Raw genomic sequence first — 23,801 nt, forward strand, 5'->3', positions numbered from 1 at the left:
ACTCAATCGGCATCCAAAAAGGCCAAATCTAACCCCACGACACGCCGGGGCCAGACACACTTTTTGACCCTTAACCCTCCGCTCACAAAATGAAGAAGGCCCCTACCAGCATTTGCACTGGTAGGGGCTGGAAGTTGGTAGCGGGGGCCGGATTCGAACCGACGACCTCTGGGTTATGAGCCCAGCGAGCTACCGAGCTGCTCCACCCCGCGTCGAGTGATATGAAATTCACCTGCTGTCTAAATGACAACGGCGTTAACTATACGCACGGGGTGCGGGAACAACAAATCCCCTGGCTGCCGCATTGTTGTTGCGGTTGGACAGCCAGGGGATGTGCTGGTGGCTACTGGATGTTCTGGTAATCCTTGACGGCGCGGTCAAGGTTGTCCAGGGCCTTGCCGTATTCCTCGAAGGAGCCGTTGCGGGCGTTTTCGATGCCGCGCAGGGCGTCGTCGATAGCCTTCAGTGCGGAGTCCTTGTTGTTGGGGGTGTCCGCGGGCTTGGGCTTGTTGTCGCCTTCGGCCTTGTCGGTGTCGGCGGCAGCATCCTTGGGTTCGGTGGTGTTGCCATCAGCGTCGACAATGCTGATGTCCTGCGCTTCCTTCGCGTCGATGCCCACCTGGCTGAGAGCCTGGGAGACGGTCGGCGCGTAGCCCACGCGACCCTTGTAGAACACGAGGACACGAAGCAGCTTCGGGAATGCGGATTCCTGGTCCTTGCGCTGCGAGTAGATCGGCTCAACGTAGAGGATCTCCCCGTTCGCAACTGGAAGGGTGAGCAGGTTGCCGTTCTTCAGGGTGTTGGAACCCTCCCACAGCGTGCGGTCACGTGCCACCTGGTCGGAGGACATGAGGGCATCCTGCGCCTGCTTCGGACCTTGCGTCTGTGTGTTGGTGGGCAGGACGCGGACGGTGATCTTGCCGTAGTTGTGCGGATCAGACGTCACTGTCATGTGCGCAGCGAGGAACTCACGGCTCAGGCCACGGTACGGGGTGATCAGCTGGAAGGACGGCTTGGAGGTCTCCGGATCAGCGGCCACAACGTAGTACGGCGGCTGGTTCAGTTCCTTACGGCCTTCCGGTGCCGTCGGGTCATTCGGGACGGACCAGAATGCGTCGTTGTTGAAGAACACGCCCGGGTCAGACACGTGGTAGCGGGCCAGCAGTTCACGCTGAACCTTGAACAGGTCCTCCGGGTAACGCAGGTGCTCATGCAGGGTGTCCGGTATGTCCTTGGCTGGCTTCACAGTGTCCGGGAACACGCCCATCCACGCCCTGAGCACTGGGTCCTCTTCGTCGAATGCATAGAGCTCCACCGTGCCGTCGTAGGCATCAACCGTTGCCTTGACGGAGTTGCGGATGTAGCCCACCTCATTGTTCACCAAACGCTGGTTAGTGCCATCCGGATTGAGGGCATCCTGCGTGGTGTCCTGCAGGGAGGTGCGGGTGGAGTACGGCAGTGCGGACAGCGTGGTGTATCCATCGACGATCCACTTGATGCGGCCGTCCACCACCGCCGGGTAGGTCATCTGGTCCGTGGTCAGCCACGGGGCAACCTTTTCCACGCGCTTGCGCGGATCACGGTCGTAGAGGATCTTGGATTCCTTGCCCACGCGGTCAGACAGGATGAGGTTCATCTCCTGGTACTTCAGGGCAAAAGCAGCACGGTCAATCCAGTTGCCAATGCCCACGCCGCCTTCACCGTCGTAGGTGAAGGAGGATGTATCGGTGTCATACTCCAGCGGGCCCTGGCCCACGTCGCCGACGATGGCGTAATCCAAGCCGTCGTTAGCAGAAGCGATGACCGGGCCGTAGTAGACGCGAGGCTGCTCCGCGCGGATACCCAGCTCCTCCGCGTCTTCCTTCTCCGCAGCATTGGCGTTGGACTGCAGGTCGGACACGGTGAACACCGGCAGGCCACCGCGGGTGGAGCCAGCGTCCTGTGCTGCCTCATCGACGATGTTGGCCTGGGCGGCCACGAAGCCATTGCCGTGGGTGTACACGGTGTGGCGGTTCAGCCAGTCACGCTGGTTCTCACGCAAGGCATTCGGGTCCAGCTCACGGGCAGCAACGACAAAGTCGCGCATCTCACTATCGACCTCATAGCGGTCCATGGCCAGGTTCTTTGGAAAGCCGTAGAAGTTACGCAGCTGCTGGTTCTGCGTAAACGTCGGCGCCAGAATGTCCGGGTCGAGCAGGCGGATGTTCGAGATCGTCGCCGAATCATTGCCCACGTCCCCATCGTTGGCGGGCTCCGCGCCCCAGTTCGTTTCGTAGGTGACCTTGTCATCGGTCAGGCCATAAGCCTCCCGCGTTGCCTCAATATTGCGGGCGATGTACTCGGACTCACGCTCCTGGCGGTTCGGGTTCACAGAGAACTGCTGGATCAAAGCTGGCCAGGCCTGGCCGATAACCAGGGAGGACAGGACCATCAGCACGGTTGCCAGAACCGGGATGCGGAAGTCCCTGAACACGATGGAAGCAAAGAAGGCCGCGGCAACCAGCACTGCGATGACAATGAGGATGATGCGCGCCGGCAGTTGGGCATTGATATCGGTGTAGGACGCACCGGTGAAGATGTCATTCTTGCCGTACAGCAGGCTGTAGCGCTGCAGCCAGAAATCAAAGGCCTTAACCAGCATCCACAGACCAGCGGTGCCTGCCAGCTGGATGCGTGCAGCCTTAGAGATGTAGCCCTTGGTGCCAGCCACCTGGTTGGCCACGCGGATACCACCCAGGAGATACTGCCCCACCGCACCGACGAGGAAGGCAACAACCAACAGCATGGACAGCACGCTGACAAACAGGGACAGCGCTGGCAGAGCGAAGGCGTAGAAGCCAAGATCACGGCCAAACTGCGCGTCGGTGGAACCAAAATCACCACCGTTGAGCCACAGCATAAACGTGCGCCACGTGCTCTGCCCCAGCACACCGGTGACCACACCGACAATGACGGGCACCCAGAGCACCAGGCCACGGACAGTGGACTGGATGGATTCCTGGTACTGCGCCACCGGCGAATTCGGGTCCGAGAAAATCGACGTCTGCTCACGCGTGCGCCACGTGAACGCGGCGGCGGCAAAGGTGATACCGGCACCCACGAGGGCGAACAGGATGAACAAGACGATGCGGACCAAGATCACCTTGGTGAACACGCCGCGGTAGCCCAGCTCGCCGAACCAGCGGAACTCCGTGTACACATTCACCAGCATGGGAATCAGCAGGGTGAGTACCGCGATAATTCCAAAGACCACCAGCATGGTGTTGGATTTCCGCGGCTTCGGGCGGGGGATATTTAGGCGCGTGGCCAAAATCGAAGCTCCTTCGACAATCTATGAAAAACGGCTCGGGGTGAGGCTATGTAAGCTTCAACACTAATTTCCTTAACGCTTAAAAGACCAGAAGGGTTCCCGCACAGTGTCTGAGCACACCCCCGCGCTGACGCAACAAGCGCTGAACAAGGCCATGATGGAGGCCGTCAAATTCGTCCACGCCGAAGGGTGGGATGCGGCACCAACGTTGTTTGCGCTGGTTCCCACCGCGTTGGTGGCCGATCAAATGGCGGGACTCGAGGATGAATCCGCGCCGTTAACGTTGATCGTCCAGGAGGAGATTCCGGCGCACATCCAGCCCGGGTCAGATGAATTGGGTGATTACCTCACGCGTTTGGCGTGGCCGGAGGAGGTCGCAGGGGTGATCTTGGCCCAAGAGATCATGTTTAAGGACACTGCTGAGGCCTATAGGCCTCAGCAGAATCAGCCTGCACGTCCCGCTCGCCTGTTTTCCGGTGTGCTGCGGGAGGAAGGGCTGGAGTTGACGCTGCTGCAGATCCGGCCGACGGAGGAAGAGTTGGAGGCCGCTGGCCCGTTTGCTCAGGATGAGATCCAGCTGCGTGGGGGTCCGGGAGTCGCCCCCGCGGTGATCGGCGCGCTACGATACAGCCTGGAGAATGAATAAGGAGCTCACCCTCGTGCCGTCACTGTCAATGCGTCGCCTCGCCTGCGTCCCCGCAGCTCTCTCTTTGAGCGTTGCTCTTGTTGCATGCTCCTCGAAGGAGGAACCAACACCAAAGCCAACGCCATCAAGCACGCAGGCAACCAGCACGGAGTCGCAGACAAGCACGGAAGAAACGACGACGGAGGCGAGTGAGAGCTCGTCCACGGCGACGTCGACAAGCAGTAAGCGTCGGCGCGATGATGCGCAGGTTGTTGAGGATGTGCGGGAGAAGTTCGCCTCGCTCGCGCCTGAATCGCTTTTCGACGACTTGGATACCTGCGTTGAAACCAGCCTCAAGGGCTCCTACGACTGCTCCGGCTCAACCGTGGGGCAGCTGCAATTCTTTGCCTCGACGTCCATGGCGGAAGACACCGCGGATGTGCTCACTGGCCTGTCCAGCTCCCGCGTGGTGCAGGAAACCGATGAGAAGCTGGTGGGCTGGTCCATGCTGGGCAAGACCGCGGTGATCACCGTGGTGGATAAGAAGGAAGGCAAGGTCCTCCAGCAGATGGTGGCTAGTGATGTGGATGATCCGGAACAGCGGATCTTCATGCTTGGCCTGGCGGACAGCTACTCAGAGCCGACCGATGAGTCATCTGCGGCTACGACGACTGCAGTAAAGAAGACCTCGAACTAATCTGCCGCGCAGGTAGTCACCGGGCGGCCGGCGGCGAAGTCTTCCATCGCGGCGATCGCATCATCGATGTTGGTCACGCTGGCCACCGACATGTTTCCGGCATCAGCCTTACGTGCCTCCGCACAGTTCTTCTCTGGTGCGAGGAAAAGCTCCGCACCGCCATCGCGCGCGCCCTCAATCTTGTGGGTGATCCCGCCGATCGGCCCCACGGTACCGTCCTCAGCGATGGTGCCTGTGCCCGCGACCTTTCGGCCGCCATTGAGCTCACCCGGTGACAGTTTGTCGATCACGGCGAGACTGAAAATCATGCCCGCGCTCGGCCCACCAATGTCATTGAGGTTGTAATTCACCGTGACATCCCCTGCCGGCTCAGACGTCATGGTCACACCAAGCAATGGCAACATCTCATCTTCTGGGTTGGTACCCAACGTGATGGACGCGGTGGCCGGTTCATCGTTGCGCAGATACTCCACCTCAATGGTCTCCCCCGGCGTGTGCTCCCGCACGATGTTCTGCACCTGCTGTGGTTCTGTGACCTCGCGGCCGGCAACCTTGGTCAGCACATCTGCGGGCTCAAGCACGCCTGCTGCTGGCGCATCTTTGAGCACCCCGTGGACCAGGACACGGGTGGGTTCGCCGAGATAGCGCATCGCTGCCACCGTCGCTGCCGCTTCGGAAGCCACGAAGGCTTGTTCGTTGATCTGCCGCATCTCCTCATCCGACACATCCTTGGGCATGATCTGGCCCAGCGGGACGATCGTGTCCTTGTGGATGATCCAGCGGCTCAGCGCCTGCGCCATGGACATGTTCGTGCGCACGGACACCGTGGTCATGTCCAACGTGCCCGAGGTTTCGTCCACCTCCGCGCCCTCAATGTCAATGACCGGGGTGCCCTGCACATCCCCCAATGTGTTAAACGTCGGGCCTGCCCCCTGCGCCGCATACGGCACGGTGAGCTTGATGTTCGTGCCAGGAACACCGCCCACCAGAAACACCGCCGCGATGAGAGCCAAGGGCACACCCGTGGCAATCACGCCGCGGCGCAGGCCGTTGCGCTTCGCGGGCTTAGTTGGTTCGATGGCCGCTGTGGTGTCGGTGGGCTGATTCACGGCTGTTAAGCCTACAACAGAGGCTAGGTGGCACATCACCGGCAGATGTTCGCTTACAGCGTTGGGCATCCGGGCGTTATTCCTCGCAGTCACTTCCATTACGCCTGTAGGCTGGCCACCATGGCTAATGGATTCGGGTTCTCTTTCCCCAACGACGACCGTGATGATCGGGACGACCGCGATGACCGTGATGGTCAGGGTGGCCAGGACGGTCGCGGTGATCGCGGCGATCAGCACAACCCGTTTGCCCAATTCGGCTTCAACTTCGGTGGTGGCCAGGGCTTTGGCGGTAACTTCAGCGGTAACCTGTCCGACATTTTGAACCAGTTCGGTGAGATGCTCGGTGGCGGGGTGCCGGACGCTGGTTCTGAGTCCGGATCCGCACCGAAACAGGACGCGGTGAACTTCGACGTTGCGCTGCGTGCAGCCCGCCAAGTGTTGAAGAACCCGCGTGGGGCCACCGCGAATGATGCCACTGCGGTCACCGAATCTGTGCGCTTGGCCAACCTCTGGTTGGATGACGCATCCACGTTGCCCGATTCCGGTGCGCGGCCGGAGGCCTGGAGTACGGATGATTGGGTGAAGAACACCCTGCCCACCTGGAAGCGCATGGTCAGCCCGGTGGCGGAGCACATGGGCCGCGCCCAGCTGGATGCGATGCCGGCGGAAGCACGTGAGATTTTCGGCCCGATCACGCAGATGCTCGGCCACTTCAACTCCATGAACTTCGGCGCACGTTTTGGCAGTGCGCTGGGTGATCTGGCTAATCAGACGCTGACTGGTAATGACTTTGGTCTGCCCGTCGCCCCCACCGGCGTCATCGGCATTGTGACCAAGAACGTGGAGCCGATTTCCGCGCAGTTGTCTGTCCCCGGCCAGGAAGTGCTCGTGTACGTCAGTGCGCTGGAGGCAGCCCGTCAGCGTCTGTTCACCCACGTGCCGTGGTTGGTGGAGCGCATTATCTCCTCCGTGGAGGAATACTCCATCGGCTTGGAGCTGGATACCTCCCACATCGAGGAAAAACTGCGGGAGCTGAACCTGGAATCGGGTGACCCGATGCAGATGCAGGAAGCGATGCAGAACTTGCAGGACATGGATCTATCCCCACGCATCACCTCCCGCAATGCGGCTGCCACGGTGCGACTGGAAACCTTGCTCGCGCTCGTCGAAGGCTGGGTCGATGTTGTGGTGGAAGAAGCACTCGCTGAGCGTATTCCGTCCACCAGTGCTCTGGCTGAGTCCTGGGCGCGCCGCCGCGCAACGGGTGGCTCTGCAGAGAATGCCTTCTCCAACGTGGTGGGCATTGAGCTTGGTGCCCCAAGGACCCAGGAGGCTGCCGAGTTGTGGCGCCGCGTCACCCAAGCCGTCGGCGTGGAACGTCGCGATAAGGTTTGGGACCACCCGGACTTCCTCCCCACGGCTGAGCACCTGGACAACCCAGCTGCGTTCATTGACACGTTGCTGGATGATGCGACAGATTCCGCCTTCGATGAGGAGATTGCCAAGCTCGAAGAGATGCTGGCCAATGAGCCCGCGCCGGATGAGGACGATCAGGACGGTGCTGAAGGCACTGACGGCACCGAAGACACGAAGGACTAGCTCGGCCCAAACCGCTGATAGGCCTCCAAGTAGCCCTTCGCCCGCTCGGCGTGGGGCACTTTGTCTGCCTGCTCCCAAAAATCAGGGCCGTGACCAGGGATGTAGGTGTGCACGAGTTCGTGGACGAGGACGGTATCCACAACCCAATCGGGTGTGTCCTTCAACCGGTCGCTGATCCGGATGTCCCCGGTGGACACGGTGCATGAGCCCCACTGCGTGTTGTGGTTCGTCGCCCAGCGCACCGAACCAATGTGCGCCCGACCGTCGAGGACCGTGCGGTTGAGTGTTTCCGCGCGGACATGAAGTTCCTCGTCGGATGCGCGTTGGGTTGTTGTTTTCTTGGCCAGTTTGGCCAGGATCTCCTCCACCGCGTCACGTTCCTGCCGCGCACTGAAGTGTGCTGGGATGCGCACTTCAATCCGCTCACCCTTGTGCCGTGCTTGCACGGTGCGAGTGCGCCGCGCGGAGCGGATGATGTCCACGCCTTCCGGCGGCCAATCACCACTGTGAACTGGGGTGTTGTGTCGAGGCATAGCGCGCGGTGGTCTTTCTGTGGTTCGATAGTGTCCACATGTTGTTCGGGGGAACGTTCATTTAGGGGGGACTTTGAAGGATTCCACATTAGTCACGCTTGCACGCGGCGTGCACGTTTCATGCCGGGACTCAGGCGTGCTGCAATTCGGTATGGACGCCACGCGCTGCGGCATCGTCGAAACGCAATTCGCGGATGCTCTACGCCCACTTCTCGCCGGGCTAACCACGCCCGCACGTATCCACGAGGTGCGCACCATGCTGATGGGCATCGACGGGTTTACGGAAGGAGCTGCGCGTTCGCTTATCGACGACCTTGTGGCCTACCGCATCCTCACCCCCACCGCCACTACCCCCGTGGCCATGGTGGGATCCTCCCCACTAGCCAAAGAGCTGCGCGCACTTCTGGAGGACTCCGGTGTGACCGTGCGGGTACCCCTCGGACACGAATCCGATGGTGCTTTTCTGTACCGGTTGGCCGAACATGTTCCGCTGGTGGTTGTGGATCGCGTTGCCCAGCACATTGCCGTCGACAGGCAATTGACTAAACAGCGGACGTGGAACATCCCTGTTGTCACGGTGGATGCGCGCGTCGTGGTGGGGCCCATCAGTCAAGGTAGTTCTGGTCCCTGCCTCGTGTGCGCGGAGTTCTATCTCCTTGACCGCGATCCCGGCTTGCACCAAGTGGCCACCACACTGCCCGATGGGCCACCCTCCACTGACCCGGTGGTTCTTTCAGCTGGGGCTTCAGCGGCCGCGGCACTCATCCGTCGCGCAGCCGACGTTGCCATGCCCCCGGGAATTACCGCGGGCGCGTTGCAACGGGGCACCACGGTAGCAGTGGATCCCTTTGGGCCTGTTCCGGTGAACACGGAAGTCGTCGACAAGCATTCCCGCTGCCCTGTGTGCGCGATTTAGCGGTAATCCTCCAGCACCCCGAGGACATCTTCCCCGTACTGCTCTAACTTCGCCGGCCCGATACCGGAGATACTCAGCAGGCCAGCAGGCGTTTCCGGCATCTCTTCGACGATGCCCAGCAGTGTTGCATCCGTGAACACCATGTACGGCGGATGCTGGTTTTCCCGCGCAACATCTAGGCGCCATTGCTTGAGAGCGATGAACGCGGCCTCGTTGTAGGTCGGTTCACAGTCCTCATGCCGGCCAAGGCTCTTCTCCGCTGGGGTATCCAAGGGGAAGCCACACATCCGGCAGGCCTTCGCCCGCTTGAGGCGCTCCGGTGTTGCCTCCACCTCAAGTTGGGGCGCGATCCCGTCCAAGAATCGGGACCGTTCGCGGGACTTCCGGCCGCCCTCTTGGCGGGCATAGGACCAGGAGAGTTGCAGGTGCTCCCGCGCACGAGTGATACCCACGTAGAACAGGCGGCGTTCCTCCTCCACCTGTTCATCCCCCGCCTTGATGGCGTGAGAGATAGGCAGAGTCTTTTCCACCAGGCCTACGAGGAAGACAGCATCCCATTCCAACCCCTTAGCCGCGTGCAAACTGGCCAAGGTGACGCCATCCACGGATGGTGGCTGCTTCGATTCCGCACGCTGGCGGAGGGACTGCAGAACACCCGGAAGGTTCGTGGCTTCGCCGGTATTCACGATGTCGGAGATCAATTCCACCAGCGCATTGAGTGTCTGCCAGCGCTCACGCTGGCGGGCACCCTCTGGTTCCGTGGCGCTCAACCCCAAGGGGGCGAATGCGGCGCGGGCAATGGCCACCGGATCATCCGGCAAATCTGTCCGGCGGGTGGCGCCCACCAGGGTGTTGATGGCCTCGCGGATCTCCGGGCGCGTGAAGAAGCCTTCCCCGCCACGCACTTGGTACACAATCCCGGCATCAGACAGTGCCTGCTCAAACACCGCCGATTGGGCGTTGAGGCGGTACAGCACCGCGATCTCCCGGGCCGGAGTTCCAGCCGCGATGAGCTTCTTGATCTGCGTGGCCACCTCGCGTGCTTCCGTCGGCTCATCGGGATAAGAGGCAAAGACTGGGTCCGGTCCCGGATCGCGCATGCCCTGCAATTCCAGGCGAGTGCCGGCAACACGGCCGCTCGCCTTGGAGTTCACCGTGTTAGCTAGATCCGTCACCTCAGGGGTGGAACGGTAGTCCCGCTGGAGCTTCACCACTGTCCCGTGCGGGTATGTCCGGGAGAAGTTCAACAAATAATCCGGCGTTGCCCCAGTGAAGGAATAAATCGTCTGGTTCGCATCCCCCACCACAGTGAGGTCATCGCGTTGCCCCAGCCATCCTTCCAGTACGCGTTGCTGGAGCGGGGTGACGTCTTGGTACTCATCCACCACGAAGGTTTGGTACTGGCTGCGGAATTCCTCCGCCACAGCCGGTGCGTTCTCCAGGGCACCGGCGACGTGCAGCAGCAGGTCATCAAAATCCAGCGCCATACCTTCGGGACTGGTCTTGGATTCCTCGTAGCGCCTGTACACCGCCGCGACTTTCTCTACATCCGCTGGCGGCTCACGGTGGCTGCCGGCGATCTTCTCGGCATAGCCATCAGGGCTGATCAGGGATGCCTTCGCCCATTCGATCTCCGTGAGCAGGTCGCGCACGAGTTCCTTGTCTGGTTCCAGGCCAACCGTGCGTGTAGCGCGAGCAACGAGGGGGAACTTGTTGTCAATGAGCTGCCACGGCAGATCCCCCGCCACCTGCGGCCAGAAGTAGCGCAGCTGGCGCAGTGCAGCCGCGTGGAAGGTGCGGGCTTGGACTCCACCAATGCCCATCTCGCGGAGGCGATCACGCATCTCCCCCGCTGCGCGGGATGTGAATGTCACGGCAAGAACCTTCTGCGGGGCCACAAAACCCTGATCAATCAGGTGAGCAATGCGGTAGGTAATCGTGCGGGTCTTACCCGTTCCCGCGCCCGCCAAAATGCACACGGGTCCGCGGGGGGCGGTGGCGGCAACCCGCTGATCGTCGTCAAGCTGGCTCAGATCGATCACTAGAGATCGTCTTCCTGGAGGCGTGCAGCTTCCGTCAGATCATCCTGGGTGTCATCGGCGTAACGGATGTACAGCAACCGGTCGCCCGGCTCGACCGACTCCGCTTCGGGGGAATCGAGGCGGTAGAGCTCACCAGAACGCACCACACCCAGAACAATGTCGGCGAGGTGGCGCGGGTTGGAACCAACCTCATCGTCCACGATGGCGCGCTCCGCAACCGTGAAGCCCGCGTCCGGACTCAGCAGATCCTCAATCATCTCCACCACCGATGGCGTGCTCGTAGCAATACCCAGGAGACGACCTGCCGTTTCAGAGGAGATGACCACCGAGTCCGCACCGGACTGCTCCAGCAGGTGCTGGTTTTCCGCCTCACGGACAGAGGCGACGATGTTGATACCAGGGTTGATCTCTCGCACCGACAGCGTGACCAGCACCGCGGTGTCATCGCTGGACGGGGCGACGACCACGGAACGGGCACGGCTCACACCGGCCACCCGCAGCACATCAGACTTCGTGCCATTGCCGTGCACAGCAACGAGGCCGCGATTTTCGGCATGGGCTAGGGACTCATGGTTGTCATCGATGACCACGATGTTGGATGGTGCCATCCCTTCAGCCAGAAGCGCGTCTACAGCGGAGCGGCCTTTCGTGCCATAGCCGATGACAATGGTGTGGTTGCGCACGGATTTCCTCCAGCGTTGAAGTTGCAGTGTCTTGCGGGAATCCTCAGTAAGGACGGACAGAGTGGTGCCGACGAGCAGCATCAGGAAGGCCACACGCATCGGGGTGACCACCAAGATGTTGACTAGGCGGGCGGTTTGCGTCACCGGCGTGATGTCACCGTAGCCGGTGGTGGACAGTGATACCGCGGAGTAATACACGGCATCGATGAAGGTGAGCGGCTCGCTGTAACCGTCTTTGTCCAGCCACACGAGAACCGCCACGATGACAATGAGCAGGATGGCGTAGAGGAAACGACGGCTGATCAGCGCCCACGGGGTGGTACGCGCTGTCTGGGGTAGGCGGATGACATTAATCAGCGCGTGATCAGGCAGCGCCGTGAGATCCTCACCGCGCAGCTGCTCACGAAACCGAATCGGTGCCTTGAACGACGGCCTCATGCCACCTCCATTCCTTCTGGTTCTCTAGTGATGAGAGTGATCACTCTCATCACTAGGACTTTAGATCGGACTCTAGACCTTCGACGGCTGCAGACTGCAACAGCTCCTCCAACTCCGCACGTTCGGGCAGGTCAGCCGGCGCGAAATCTTCGCCGGTGCGCACGTAGAAAAACACGGCGTTGATCTTGCGGCCATCATCCGCAATGCGGCGCCATGCTTCCTTGTACACCGCCAACTGAAGTTTCGCTGCACGCATTTCTGCTGCTTGCGGCTTACCACCAGTTTTCCAGTCAACGATGGTCCAGGACTGCTCGCCCGTTACTGGATCTGGCGCGTCTAAGAAGATCGCATCGATACGGCCACGGACGGTGGATGAACCCAGATCAATCTCAAAGGGGTGCTCAATATGTTCCGGTGTGCGCCCAGCCCACTGACTCTTTTCAAAGGACTCCTTGAGGCGAGCCAAGGTGGCGGCGTCGACGGAGGGTTCGGTGTTGCCGGGCAATTCATCGTCGTCAAGCAGGGGCCGTGCCCCGAAGAAACCTTCTACCCATTCGTGGAACGCGGTTCCGCGCTTGGCGTAGGAATTCGGTTTGAACGGCACCGGGCGGCGCGCACGGCGGGCGAATTGCTCCGGGTCGGCGCGCAGTGCGACGATGTCTGATGCGGTCAACGTGCCCGGCATAGTCACGGCCACCTCGGGGCTTTGTGCGGCGATGTGCTCATTGATCAGCGCGGTAACATCGTTTTCCCACTGCGTGAACAACTCGCCGTCCACATCAGTGCGGGTGTTATCCGGCTTCTCCGGGAGGGTGGCCTGTGCTGCCCGGACCTTCGCTGCACCTGCTAGCGCTTCAGATTCAGCGGCGTAGTTCGGCCAGATCCCCTCGTGCGCAGCGGCGACGTCGAGTTCTTCCTCATCAGACGTGCCATCCCACCACGCAATGACATCGGCGGCAGGCGTGTCATCCAGGGTGATGTCCTTGAACGGCAGGAAATGCTCGTAGGGTTTGGCTTCTGCCTTCCGGCCGGCAACCTTGGCCGACGCGGTGACAATGAGGCGCTTGGCGGCGCGGGTGACAGCGACGTAGAAGAGTCGCGCAGACTCCTCACCCAAGTCCTTGCGCTTCTGATCCAGGTATTCCTTGGTCAGATTCTGGAAATCGGAACGGGTGTCCGCGTGCTCAAATGCATCGAAGGAATCATCCGGCACGTACGGAACTTGGCCGAGGAAGGTAGCCACGGTGGAGCCGTAAGTTTTCTCATCCGCGTGAGCCACGGCAACGGTGTCCCACTCCAGGCCTTTGGCCTTGTGTGCCGTCAGGATATGCACGCGATCCCCACTGGTCACCACAGCGCCAGGTTCCAAACCATCTTCGTGTTCGGCGGCCAAGTCAAGGTAGTTCAGGAAACCTTCCAGGTCCGATCCGGGGTAGGAGAACACCACTTTGGCAAAGGCATCAAGGTGCACCGCGCCCGTGGGGGAATTGCGGGAGAGCACTTCCGTGCGAATGCCAAACACCGAGATGATGTCCGCGAAAAGATCGGGCAACCGCTTGCCCAGGCTGTACTTGCGCAGGTGGCGGAGTTTCGCGGAGAGTTCCTGCAGGCGCACAAGCCCTTCTTCGCTGTAGCGATCTGTCTCACCCAGATCCGCAACCGCATCCGCAAGACCCACGTGACGTTCGTTTTCACCCTTGGTGTTTTCCGCATCCGCAATGAGCTCAGCCAGCTGAACTTGTAGGCGTTCACGCGCGTCCGCATCGGGCCCCAGTTCATCCGTGGCACTGCCATGACGGCGCCTACCGGCGAGGTTCACGGCGCGTTGGGAGAGTGCGCTGATGTCCTTCAGCCCAAGACCGCAAGCCGGGCCGGCAAGGATCCGCAGCGCCGCCGTGGAGTCCTGCGGGTACACGAGCATACGGGCAACGGCGACCGTGTCGGCGATCTCCGGGACTGTGAGCAACCCGGCTACACCCACGATTTCATAGGGCACACCGCGCTGTTCCAGGGCTTCTGCAAAGCGTGCGGAGTGCCGGTTCTTGCGCACCAGAATCGCGGATTCCACCGCTTCACCCGCGTTGATTTTCTCGGTGTAATCAGCCGTGATCGCATCAGCGATGGCTTCTACTTCCTCCTCTTCGGTGGCAAAGTAGCCGATTTCCACCTGGCCGGGGCTCGCCTCCGGCTTGGGTTCCAGCGGTTCCACTGCTCGTGGCGCACCATCGGGGGAACCAAGCACCGCATCGGAGACAGAGTTCGCCAGGGCCAGAACCTCCGGCGGGTTACGCCAGGATGTGGTCAGCTGCGCTTTCGGTGCCGGGCTTCCATCGGCCAGCGGGAAGTCCTCCACAAAAGCAGCCAAGTTCGCTGCGGTGGCTCCACGCCAACCGTAGATCGCCTGCATCGGGTCACCCACGGCTGTGACGGTGAGTGGATGTGCGTGGCGTTCAGGATCATCGGCGTTGTCCCCGAACAGACTGCGCAGCAGAACGCGCTGGGCGTGGGAGGTGTCCTGGTACTCATCCAGCATGATTACGCGGAAACGGTCGCGTTGGGATGCCCCGACGGCCGCGTGCTCACTAGCGAGCTTCGCCGCCACGGACATTTGCTCATTGAAGGTCACCACACCACGAGCACGCAGCTCCGCGGCGAGTTCCCCGGCCAGCTCCGCGTAGGCTGTGCGGATCTGCTGGGTGTCCACCCACTTCTGCACGTCTTTGTTGTAGTTCTCCCGTGCTTTACCGCGCGGGAGGGAAGCCAGGTTATCGATGAAGGCTGTTGCCTCCTCCTTGATGCGCTCTGGCGGGTAGACCTCATTGCCCATGGAAGTAACCAATGCCAAGAGCGTGTCCACGACCGTGTCTACCGTCGGGTTTTTGCTCACCCCCTCTAGCAGTGCACCGGCGTGATTGGACACCACGTCCCAGGCAATCGAATGGAGTTCCGCAGCCGTGATCAAGCGCGCATCCGGCTCAACCGGCACGAGCAGACCGTATTCACGGATGAGGGAGCCCGCATAGGAGTCATAGGTGGATACCGTTGGTGCGATCGCGGTGAGGTTTTCAGCCAGCTGCCCCGTCGGGTCCAGGCGGCGCACCAATTGATCATTAGCGGCAAGGCGTTCCAGGCGCTTACGGATACGCTTGCCCAGTTCTTGCGCTGCTTTGCGGGTGAACGTGAGACCGAGGACTTCTTCTGGGCGCACGTAGCCATTGGCTACCAACCACACCACGCGTGATGCCATGGTTTCGGTCTTACCAGCTCCGGCACCAGCAACCACGAGCAGTGGTCCGGGTTCAGCGCCGATGATTGCTGCTTGTTGATCGGTCGGCGGGAACGCATCGCCCAAGTATTTTGAGAGTGTGCGTGGTGGCATCGGGGTTGCCACGGTATGTGCTGCGTGTCCTGCGTTAACCACGGGTGGTCACCTCTCCTTCGGGCTGTGCGGGGCAAATGTTTTTGATCTGGCAAAAATCACAGTGAGGGCCGGTCACGGCACGTAATTGCGGTCCAGTCATTTCAGCGGGCAGAGGCTTGATCAGTTCCGTGAATTCAGCGCGCTGTTCTTCATCCTTGGGTGCCTGCGTCCGGGTTGTCACGCTGACCGTCTCCGCCGCGGGGTAGACCAGGGTGCCGCCACCAACGGTCAGCGGTGTTTCCCCTTCGGCTGCGGTGACCACTGCCCCATCACGCCACACACCGTGGGACAAGGCCAGCTGGTACGCAAGCAGCTGCGGGTGCTCCTCAATCTCCTTGTTGGAAACCGCGTACTTGGATGTTTTCAGATCCACCACGTGTACGGGGGCAGCGTCATCCGTGACGTCGCCTTCACGCTCCAGCCGGTCAATGCGGCCGCCAATCACCACACCAGGGGCGATGTCGACGTGCACCGGCACTTCCACGCCGAGCACGTCGAAGGTCCCGCGGGTGTCAGCGACCCATTTCGCTGCCCTATCCAGCATCTCCTCAAAGGCAGCCAGGTCATTCGCTCGCTTCCACTCAGGCACGTCGAACAGTTCGGTGTACGCCGTGATCGTGTCCGCGCGGGCGAGTTCAGGGTCAGCGCCACGGCCGAGTGCCTCGAAGAAGTAGTGCACGAGTGTGCCACGGGTCATCGCATCCGTGGATGTGGCCGTGATGTCGCGCTCCAGCACATTGCGCATCGGACACTGCAGCAGCCCCTCAATCCGTGAGGGAGAGAGGCGACTGGGTGGATCCATCGCTTCGCTTGTCGACGGATCCCTCACCCCCCACCAATCCCCCGGATCCGCCCCCGGAATGCCTACTTCCGCCATGCGCACGAGCTGGCGTGCAGCCTGGCGGGCATGCTCCTCATCAGCCTCCGGGTCGGTGACAACGCGGCGGAGTTCCGCAATCACATCCTCGACCGCCAAGACACGCACGCGGACATAGCTATACGGGTCTTCCTCATCGGCGGCGTGCTCGGCCTGCGGCGTGTTGGGAATGTCCGCCTCGTCGGGCACAACCATCGTGCGGATTGCACCAGACTGGGCAGCGAAGGCCTCCACGAAGCGGGAAGGCTCGACCACTTCGTCGCCGTCCGGGCAGTCCACGGCGGTGACCAGCACGTTTTCTGTTGCACGGCTCACGGCCATGTGGAACAGGTGGTTTTCTTCTTTAAGGCGGTCCGCGGTGTGGGACACCGGCGTAGCCGGATCAATGCCTTCGTCCACCAAGTCAATGAGGTCTTCTTGGCGCATGAGCGTGCCGGTTTCACTCAACGTGGGCCACGTCAGTTCCTGCACGCCACTGACAATGACGCGGCGGAATTCCCTGCCAGCGGCACCGTGCGCGGTTAGCAATGGCACGGCATCTGGCACTGCGGTACGGCGGTCGCGCACACCGGTGGGCAGCTCTTGTTCCTCAATGTGGGCGATGAAGGAATCAATCGTGGCGGTGGGACGACGCTCGGTGAAGTCTCCCGCAGCATCGAACAGCGACATCATCGCGTCCAGATCCCGGTCCGCCTGGGAGCCACCGGCGCCACCGCGCAAAGCAATGGCCATGAGGCTGTCCGCCAGCTTCGTCGCCGACCACACAGCCCACAGAACTTCCTCAACGCTGCCCCCAGCTTCCACTTCCGCACGCCCAGCCTCGAGCACGCTGCGCATCCGGGTGAGAATATCCAGTTCCCGCTGCGTCAGCATTGAACCAAAGTCCGGCAGTTCCCCGCGCTGGTTAAGCAACTCCCGCAGAGTGTCCTCAGCGCGTGCTTCGGGCTGCCAGCGGCGCAATCCCCGCAAAAGACGGCGCAGGGTCACTGGATCCACACCACCCACCGGGCCGAGGAGGAGCTGGCGCCATTGCGCCATGCTCAAGTGCTCCTTGTCATTGCCATCACTACGCAGCGCGCGCAGGCCCAACAGCATGGCCATGACAATTTTCTGTTCACTGAGCACAACGTCAGTGGGGTTCACTGCGACGGGGACACCGGCCTGCAACAGGGCGCGGCGCAGTGGCTCAATCATGCTGGCGGAACGAACAATCACGGCCATGTCGCTCCATGGCACGCCATCACCCAGGTGAGCGCGGCGCAGAGCATCCACCACGGTGGCGTGGTTGAGTGCCTCCGACGGGGCAATGGCCACGGCCGCGGCCGGGTTGCGGCGTGTGGCGCCGAGGTCCACCACGTTCACGTCCATGCCGGTCTGGGCGTGAAGATCGCGTTCAAAATTGGCAAAGAAAAGCGGGGAGGCACCGCGGAAACGAAACACGGATTGTTCCAGGTCACCGCCAACGACAGCGAGGTCCGCCTCGGCGATCAAGCGGGACACCAACTGTCCCGAGGCAGGATCCAGGTGCTGGGCATCATCCACGATGACGGTGTGCCACGTGCGTGGCAGCGGCGCGCGCAGCACTTGATCCACGAGCTCTGAGGCGGAGTAGCTGCGGGCACCGTAAAGAGCCATCACATCCTGGTACTCCGCAAGGAAGTCACCGGCAGCGCTCCAGGTGGGAATGTTGTGCTGCTCCCCCATCTCTTTGAGCTGAGCTGGTGTGAGCGTGCGCTCCACCGCGCGCAGCAAAAAGTCGCGCAACTGGCGGGCAAAGCCCACCATCGGCAGCGCCGGACGGAGCTCTTCCGGCCATGAACCCCCACCGTCTTCCACGTGGCCCTGGAGGAGTTCGCGGATGGCAAAATCCTGCTCCGCACCAGAGATCAAACGGATCTGGTTACTTTCACCACCGTCTTCCGGTTCGGCTGCACGCAGGAGGGCAAACGCGAGAGAGTGAACGGAACGCACGATCGGTTCATCAGCCACAAAACCTAAGGTGGCTAGTTTGTCCGATAACTCCTGGCGGACGCGCGCACCGGATTCCTTAGAAGCAGTGATCACCACCACCCCATTGGGGTCCGCACCAGCGGCAATACGGTCAGCAGCCGTGTCAATGAGGAAGCTCGTCACACCCGAGCCGGCTTCACCGGTGACCTTCCATATGCCGGAATCCGGCAGATCAACAGGCCACGTGCGGTCACGCACCGTGCGTTCACGGCGGACAAGGTAAGCCCGTGGGTGAGGCGGTAGCGCGGGTGTCTGCGGGGAATTCATGCCCTACAGTGTTGCACCTCGGTGCGACATCAGGAGGGAACCCACCCGATCAATATTCGAACTAACGTTCGCTTCTACCCCAAACGTCATAGCCAGGCTCGTACGATACTCCAGCGCCCGCTCGCACAAAAACAGCAGGTCCGGGATATGGGACCAGCGGTTTAACACGGCGTCGTCGACGGCGTCGGCCAAAAGGCCGTCGATAAGCGTGAGCGCGGCGCTGTACCCGTGCGGGCGGGGACCTTCTGCAGGCACGATGTCTGTCAATGCGGGTGGCAGTGAGCCATCAAAAATGCAGCATCCAAAGAAATCCGCATGGCTGAGCTGGCCACCCTTGACATATTCGGGGTGCGCAGCCCACACGGCACGGTCGGCGCGCGCCCACGCATCATCGCGGTCGAGTGCGGGGGCAGGAAAGTAGGCCACGGCTTCATCGAAACGCAGGGCCGCGGCAATCGCTTCATCCACGCGGTGACCCGGCTCCCCCTCCACGAAATCGGAGGCACGGTAACCGGCGACGGTGAAACGGCCATCCGTCGTCCGCACGGGGCGCACCACGCGCACTCCTGGCACGGTGACTTTCTCCCGCAACTTGGACGACCATGTGGCATGCGCGGGTGCTTCCGCAATGACCATCCGGCCAAACCGTGTGCCATTGCCCCACTCCGGGCCGAGCGGGCTGGGGTGCGAATCATCGGCCTGGAACGACGTCAGAACATGTCCGGGAATAGTCATCACTTTTACGGCCCTCCTACAGTCTCTACAGCACCGCCGGACGCGGGTATGGCCACGGGTTCGCGCGACACGTATCGTCGTTTTGTGGGTAGACCTCGTCCGGGTTGAGGTCATAGAGCTCCTGGTTATTCAGGCTGAGAGTCTGCTGCATCATGATCGGCGCCAAATCCCCGTTGGCTGGGCACGGCTCATGCTCCGCATAGCCCAGCGCGTGGCCCACCTCATGGTTGATCACGTACTGGCGGTAGCTGCCTAAATCCCCCTGGAAAGGTGCCGCGCCACGCACCCAGCGGGACTCGTTGATGAGCACCCGGTCCCCGTCACCCTCATTGAAAATGCGGCACGACGTTTCCAGCCCCAAGTCATCACCGCAGGTGGAGCGGGCTGTTCCCACGGAGATCAACTGGATGCGTAGATCCGGATCTTCGTCCGAACCCACGTGCTCAAAACGCACATTCGGGTCATTCGTCCAGCCGCGCGGATCCGCCAAAGTGGCATCCACCATCGCGGCAAACGCGTCTTCCCCGCCATAGCCACGGGTGTCCACGCCGTTTTCCACCTCAGTGGCAAAACGCACGACTTGCTGTCGCCCTTCGCCCACCTGCATGCCAGTGGCCCCCACTGGGCGGAAGGTTCCCTCCCCCTGCTCCGTGTACGGCCCCCCTGGTGGCAGCTCGGTGATACCCACCTCACCGATCGGCATATCCTCCACGGTTTTACGCACAGAGGAACCCTGAACCTCTTCCGGCGCGCGGGATTTACCCACGGTCTCCCCCGCCGGCGTTGTCACAATTGACCACACCACAAGCGCCGTCACCACAACGAGCACCGGAATGGCGTAGGCACGCCAACCGTAGGTGCGCACAAAATTCTGCAATGCGGAACTGGAATGGTTTCCGCTCATGCGCACCTCGGGTTCATCGGGGCTGTAATCCATAGGGCCAAACCTATCGCGCTTTTAGCCAGAAAAGCCGACAGCGCGCGGGGTGGAGTTACCCAATTCGACATAGAGGATGCGCTCCGTACGCACTACATACTTCATGCCGCGCTCGTCTTCGAGCGTGACGGTGGGTGCACCGGATTCAATGGCCCTAGTGATGTGGTCCGAAATCTCGTCCTGGCCTTTCGGCGAGGTGATGGAGAGTTCACGGTGGCTATCTGCCAGACCAATCTTGATTTCCATTGCGGCTATCTCACTGTCCTTTGCTCTATACAGCTCTATACAAATGCTCTACACAAACTGTGCAATAGGCACATTGTAACCGTGGGCGGTTAAGATGTTCACCGTGCCCGATCGCTTTGAACAGTCACCACCCTCATTCGCCGCGCTTGGCGTTGCCGCGGAGATTGTGGAGGCCTTAGCGCGTAGCGGTATGACGTATGTGTTCTCCATCCAGGAGCTCACGTTGCCCATCGCACTGGAAGGCCGCGATCTCATCGGCCAGGCCCGTACCGGCATGGGTAAGACCCTCGCGTTCGGCGTCCCCCTCCTTGACCGCGTTTTCGACGATGCCGCGATCGCCGAGCTCGACGGCACCCCGCGCGCCCTCGTCATCGCTCCCACCCGTGAGCTCGCCGTCCAGGTGGGCGAAGATCTTGCGCTCGCCGCAAAAAATACGCCTGTTCGCTTATCGACGATTTATGGCGGCCGCCCCTACGACGAACAAATCAACGCCCTGCAGGCTGGCGTCGATGTTGTCGTGGGCACCCCGGGCCGCCTGCTGGACCTTCACCAGCGCGGGGATTTGGACTTAAGTCAGGTGGCCATCCTCGTCCTCGATGAGGCCGATGAGATGCTCGACCTGGGCTTCTTGCCTGATATCCAGAAGATCTGGGGCGCGCTGAACCAGCCAGTTCAAACCATGCTGTTCTCCGCGACCATGCCAGGCCCGATCCTCGCTTTGGCGCGATCGATGATGAACAAGCCAATTCACATCCGCGCTGAATCCACCGAGTCCTCCCAGGTCCATGACACCACCAAGCAAGTGGTGTTCTGCTCCCACAAGATGGACAAGCCCGAGGTGACCGCGCGCATCTTGCAGGCCGACGGCCGCGGCAAGACCATCATCTTCACCCGCACGAAGCGCACCGCCGCTGATGTGGCCGAAGACCTCGCACGCCGCGGTTTCGCCGTCGGCTCGGTCCACGGCGACATGGGCCAGGAAGCACGCGAGCGTTCCCTCGATGCTTTCCGTTCCGGTGACATTGAAATCCTCGTGGCCACCGACGTTGCCGCCCGCGGTATTGATGTTGATGACGTCACCCACGTAATCAACTACCAAACCCCCGACGACCCCATGACCTACGTCCACCGCATTGGCCGCACCGGCCGCGCTGGACGCACCGGCACCGCGGTCACACTCGTCGGCTTTGATGAGACCCACAAGTGGAAGCTCATCAACGACGACCTGAACTTGGACATGCCCGAACCTCCATCTTGGTTCTCCACCTCCCCCGAGCTTTTCGCGGCCCTAGACATCCCCACCGACGCCGGCCCCACCGTCGGCGCCCCGCGCCCCGTTCACGGTCTGCGCCGGAGGAAGCCGCGCGGTGAGCAGCCTGCTTCCCGCCCCCGGAGGCGCCGCCGATGAGCACCAACAAGCCTCTACGCCGCACCCGCGGTGACCTCATTGCCACCGCCGTTATCACCACCGTTTGCCTCGTAGCCCTGCTCATCGCCTACTTCACAGCACCGATCCGCCAGGACCACCTCTCACCAGCAGCCGAGGAGCTCACCGATGCCGGCGCCCTCGCTGCCGTGCCAGACACCCTCACCGAATCTTTCACCCTGCCGGACACCTCACCACAGGCGCGCCCGCTGATTGTCAACGGCGTGATTATCACCTACAGCGACGGCACCATCACTGGCACCACACCAGACGGCACCGAGCAGTGGACGTATAAGCGCAGCGCTGAACTCTGCGGCATGGCCGGTGCCTGGGGCAAAGTCGTGGCCGTGTACCGCACCAATGTCGGCTGCGGTGACGTCGTGGGCATCAATGCACTGACAGGCCAGTACGCCAACACCCGCTCTGCGGGAAACACCCAGGCAGCAACCGTCTTTTCTTCCAATGACCGCGTGGGCATCCTGGGTATTGACCGTGAATATTCGCGCACGGAGCTCTGGCGCTCCGACCTCGTCCGCACCGTCGAATACGGCGATGTCAAAGCCCCGCAAGAACCCGATATGCAGCCACACCCTGGCTGCACGCTGACCTCCGCGCTGACGCGCACGGAACTCCTGGCCATCACCGAGACCTGCGAGGATGGCACGTGGCTGCGCTTCCAGGACACGACCCCGGAGGATTCCCGCAAGCCTGAGATGCACGAATCCGTGTCTATCCCCGAGGGGGCTTACCTCGTGGCCATCAGCCAAGACGGCGCTGCTGTGTACGATCCGGCGGCTTCTACCGTGACGTCCTACTCACAGGACGGCGCACAACTTCACAGCTCTCACGTCCCCGCGTCCAATCTGCTGGCAGACTCCCCCAGCCGGATTCTTGTGCCACAGGTCGCTGATCTCCCCCACAACATGACATACTTCGACGGCCACAATCTACTGCTCCTCGACCCGTCGGAGCTCGCCGTCACCACCATCTACCAGGGTGCTCTCGGCACCGGCGTGGGTGTGGGTGACCGGCTGCTCTACCCCACCGCCGAAGGTGTTGCCATCGCCGACTGGAACGTCGACCACCCCGAGCACACCATCCCCGTTGACCGCGCCGGTTACAGCGGGCCGGTGGCGTTGGGGTCGGCGGGTGCCACGATCGTCGAAAAGCGTGGCGATACCGTCGTTGTCCTCGACGCTTCCTAGAGCTGCCGTGCGCGACGCTCGTCGAAGCTTGCGGTTGCCCAGCTTGTGGACGCCGGATGCAACGCACACCCCAACGCCACCAGCCCTGCGAACAACGTGATCACACCAAGCGTGGTTGCACCGCCACTGAACATGTAGACCGAAATGCCCAGGAGCAGCACGTTCAGGAACACAATGAGGCTGCGCCCCCACGTATGACCGCGCAGAATGCCCACCGCACCGGCGAGCATCGGGCCGAACACCAAAAGCACGAAGATCGCGGTGCCAACACCCACGAAGGCAAACGCCGGGGTATCGGATTCCACCAACGTCTCATCCGTGCCCATCTGCGCCTGTGTGATGGCGAAGTACACGCCACCGGCAATAGCGACGACGCCTTCAAGGATCGCCACAATCGCCGCGACCTTCATCGGCGCCGGGACCGTCCCCACGACAGGAACGCCGGCGGTTGTGCTCTTTGATTCAGGATTAGAAGCGTTAGAACTCACGCACATCATCCTATGGGTTGATAGTGATTTGACGAACTCCCTCCCCCTCCCCCTATCGCCCCACCGCCCCAAAAGTGCAGTTCAAGCAGTTTTCAACACAAACACTTTCCCGACGGTTGACCCCGCTACCCCCTCCAAAAAGCCTTAAATATGCGCCAATGAATATGAATTGCATCACAATTTGGCTTCTACCCCTAGCGGAGTGTATGTAAACGTGCCATTATTCACGGGTAGCAA

At 61.6% G+C, this 23,801-nt stretch carries 17 protein-coding genes and 1 tRNA gene; 6 read left to right on the forward strand and 12 right to left on the reverse strand.

What is annotated here, in order from left to right; translation table 11 throughout:
- Nucleotides 1-135 precede the first annotated feature (135 nt).
- Nucleotides 136-212, reverse strand: a tRNA-Met gene (locus QP968_RS05635).
- Between the two features lie 131 nt (nucleotides 213-343).
- Entirely contained in the window at nucleotides 344-3,310 is a 2,967-nt protein-coding gene (locus tag QP968_RS05640; RefSeq protein ID WP_502870916.1) for a UPF0182 family protein, read from the reverse strand.
- Nucleotides 3,311-3,464: 154 nt separating this feature from the next.
- On the opposite strand from QP968_RS05640, the gene QP968_RS05645 reads away from it, so the two are divergent.
- Nucleotides 3,465-3,956, forward strand: coding sequence for a PPA1309 family protein (locus tag QP968_RS05645; protein WP_284855534.1), 492 nt, complete (start codon nucleotides 3,465-3,467; stop codon nucleotides 3,954-3,956).
- On the forward strand, nucleotides 3,949-4,632 hold the full coding sequence (locus tag QP968_RS05650; protein WP_284855432.1) for a hypothetical protein: 684 nt from the start codon (nucleotides 3,949-3,951) through the stop codon (nucleotides 4,630-4,632). The genes QP968_RS05645 and QP968_RS05650 overlap by 8 nt, the downstream gene beginning before the upstream one ends.
- Here QP968_RS05650 and QP968_RS05655 read toward each other — a convergent pair.
- The gene (locus QP968_RS05655; protein ID WP_502870917.1) at nucleotides 4,629-5,741 is read right to left on the reverse strand and encodes a YlbL family protein; all 1,113 of its coding nucleotides are present in this window, start codon (nucleotides 5,739-5,741) and stop codon (nucleotides 4,629-4,631) included. The two genes, QP968_RS05650 and QP968_RS05655, sit on opposite strands and share 4 nt — an antisense overlap.
- Nucleotides 5,742-5,861: 120 nt before the next feature.
- Here QP968_RS05655 and QP968_RS05660 point away from each other — a divergent pair, with 120 nt between their 5' ends.
- Nucleotides 5,862-7,340 (forward strand): zinc-dependent metalloprotease, encoded by a 1,479-nt coding sequence (locus QP968_RS05660; protein ID WP_284855433.1) that lies wholly within the window; start codon nucleotides 5,862-5,864, stop codon nucleotides 7,338-7,340.
- Here QP968_RS05660 and QP968_RS05665 read toward each other — a convergent pair.
- The gene (locus QP968_RS05665) at nucleotides 7,337-7,873 is read right to left on the reverse strand and encodes a M48 family metallopeptidase (RefSeq protein ID WP_284855434.1); all 537 of its coding nucleotides are present in this window, start codon (nucleotides 7,871-7,873) and stop codon (nucleotides 7,337-7,339) included. The genes QP968_RS05660 and QP968_RS05665 overlap by 4 nt on opposite strands.
- Before the next feature lie 73 nt (nucleotides 7,874-7,946).
- On the opposite strand from QP968_RS05665, the gene QP968_RS05670 reads away from it, so the two are divergent.
- Entirely contained in the window at nucleotides 7,947-8,789 is an 843-nt protein-coding gene (locus QP968_RS05670) for a hypothetical protein (protein ID WP_284855435.1), read from the forward strand.
- Here the strand turns inward: QP968_RS05670 and QP968_RS05675 are convergent.
- From QP968_RS05675 to QP968_RS05705, 7 genes are read right to left on the reverse strand one after another with little or no spacing between them, the layout of a single operon-like run.
- Nucleotides 8,786-10,831, reverse strand: a complete 2,046-nt coding sequence (locus QP968_RS05675; RefSeq protein ID WP_284855436.1) for an ATP-dependent DNA helicase UvrD2 — start codon at nucleotides 10,829-10,831, stop codon at nucleotides 8,786-8,788. The two genes, QP968_RS05670 and QP968_RS05675, sit on opposite strands and share 4 nt — an antisense overlap.
- Nucleotides 10,831-11,952 carry a potassium channel family protein gene (locus tag QP968_RS05680; protein WP_284855437.1) on the reverse strand — a complete coding sequence of 374 codons (1,122 nt, stop codon included), beginning with the start codon at nucleotides 11,950-11,952 and terminating at the stop codon, nucleotides 10,831-10,833. The genes QP968_RS05675 and QP968_RS05680 overlap by 1 nt, the downstream gene beginning before the upstream one ends.
- A gap of 52 nt (nucleotides 11,953-12,004) precedes the next feature.
- A complete protein-coding gene (locus tag QP968_RS05685; protein ID WP_284855536.1) occupies nucleotides 12,005-15,331 on the reverse strand; it encodes an ATP-dependent helicase in 3,327 nt (1,108 codons plus the stop codon).
- Between the two features lie 34 nt (nucleotides 15,332-15,365).
- Nucleotides 15,366-18,527 (reverse strand): ATP-dependent DNA helicase, encoded by a 3,162-nt coding sequence (locus tag QP968_RS05690; protein WP_284855438.1) that lies wholly within the window; start codon nucleotides 18,525-18,527, stop codon nucleotides 15,366-15,368.
- A 3-nt stretch (nucleotides 18,528-18,530) separates the two neighbouring features.
- On the reverse strand, nucleotides 18,531-19,262 hold the full coding sequence (locus tag QP968_RS05695; RefSeq protein ID WP_284855439.1) for a hypothetical protein: 732 nt from the start codon (nucleotides 19,260-19,262) through the stop codon (nucleotides 18,531-18,533).
- 25 nt (nucleotides 19,263-19,287) lie between these two features.
- A complete protein-coding gene (locus QP968_RS05700; RefSeq protein WP_502870918.1) occupies nucleotides 19,288-20,199 on the reverse strand; it encodes a DUF3152 domain-containing protein in 912 nt (303 codons plus the stop codon).
- Nucleotides 20,200-20,220: 21 nt separating this feature from the next.
- Nucleotides 20,221-20,445, reverse strand: a complete 225-nt coding sequence (locus tag QP968_RS05705; protein ID WP_284855440.1) for a DUF3107 domain-containing protein — start codon at nucleotides 20,443-20,445, stop codon at nucleotides 20,221-20,223.
- 94 nt (nucleotides 20,446-20,539) lie between these two features.
- On the opposite strand from QP968_RS05705, the gene QP968_RS05710 reads away from it, so the two are divergent.
- Together QP968_RS05710 and QP968_RS05715 are read left to right on the forward strand one after the other, a co-directional pair.
- Entirely contained in the window at nucleotides 20,540-21,853 is a 1,314-nt protein-coding gene (locus QP968_RS05710; protein ID WP_502870919.1) for a DEAD/DEAH box helicase, read from the forward strand.
- The gene (locus QP968_RS05715; RefSeq protein WP_284855442.1) at nucleotides 21,850-23,076 is read left to right on the forward strand and encodes an Rv3212 family protein; all 1,227 of its coding nucleotides are present in this window, start codon (nucleotides 21,850-21,852) and stop codon (nucleotides 23,074-23,076) included. The genes QP968_RS05710 and QP968_RS05715 overlap by 4 nt, the downstream gene beginning before the upstream one ends.
- Here the strand turns inward: QP968_RS05715 and QP968_RS05720 are convergent.
- Complete coding sequence (locus tag QP968_RS05720) at nucleotides 23,073-23,564, reverse strand: hypothetical protein (RefSeq protein WP_284855443.1); 492 nt, start codon at nucleotides 23,562-23,564, stop codon at nucleotides 23,073-23,075. The genes QP968_RS05715 and QP968_RS05720 overlap by 4 nt on opposite strands.
- Nucleotides 23,565-23,801 lie beyond the last annotated feature (237 nt).

This window comes from Corynebacterium sp. MSK041, from assembly GCF_030232265.1.
Taxonomy (GTDB): domain Bacteria; phylum Actinomycetota; class Actinomycetes; order Mycobacteriales; family Mycobacteriaceae; genus Corynebacterium.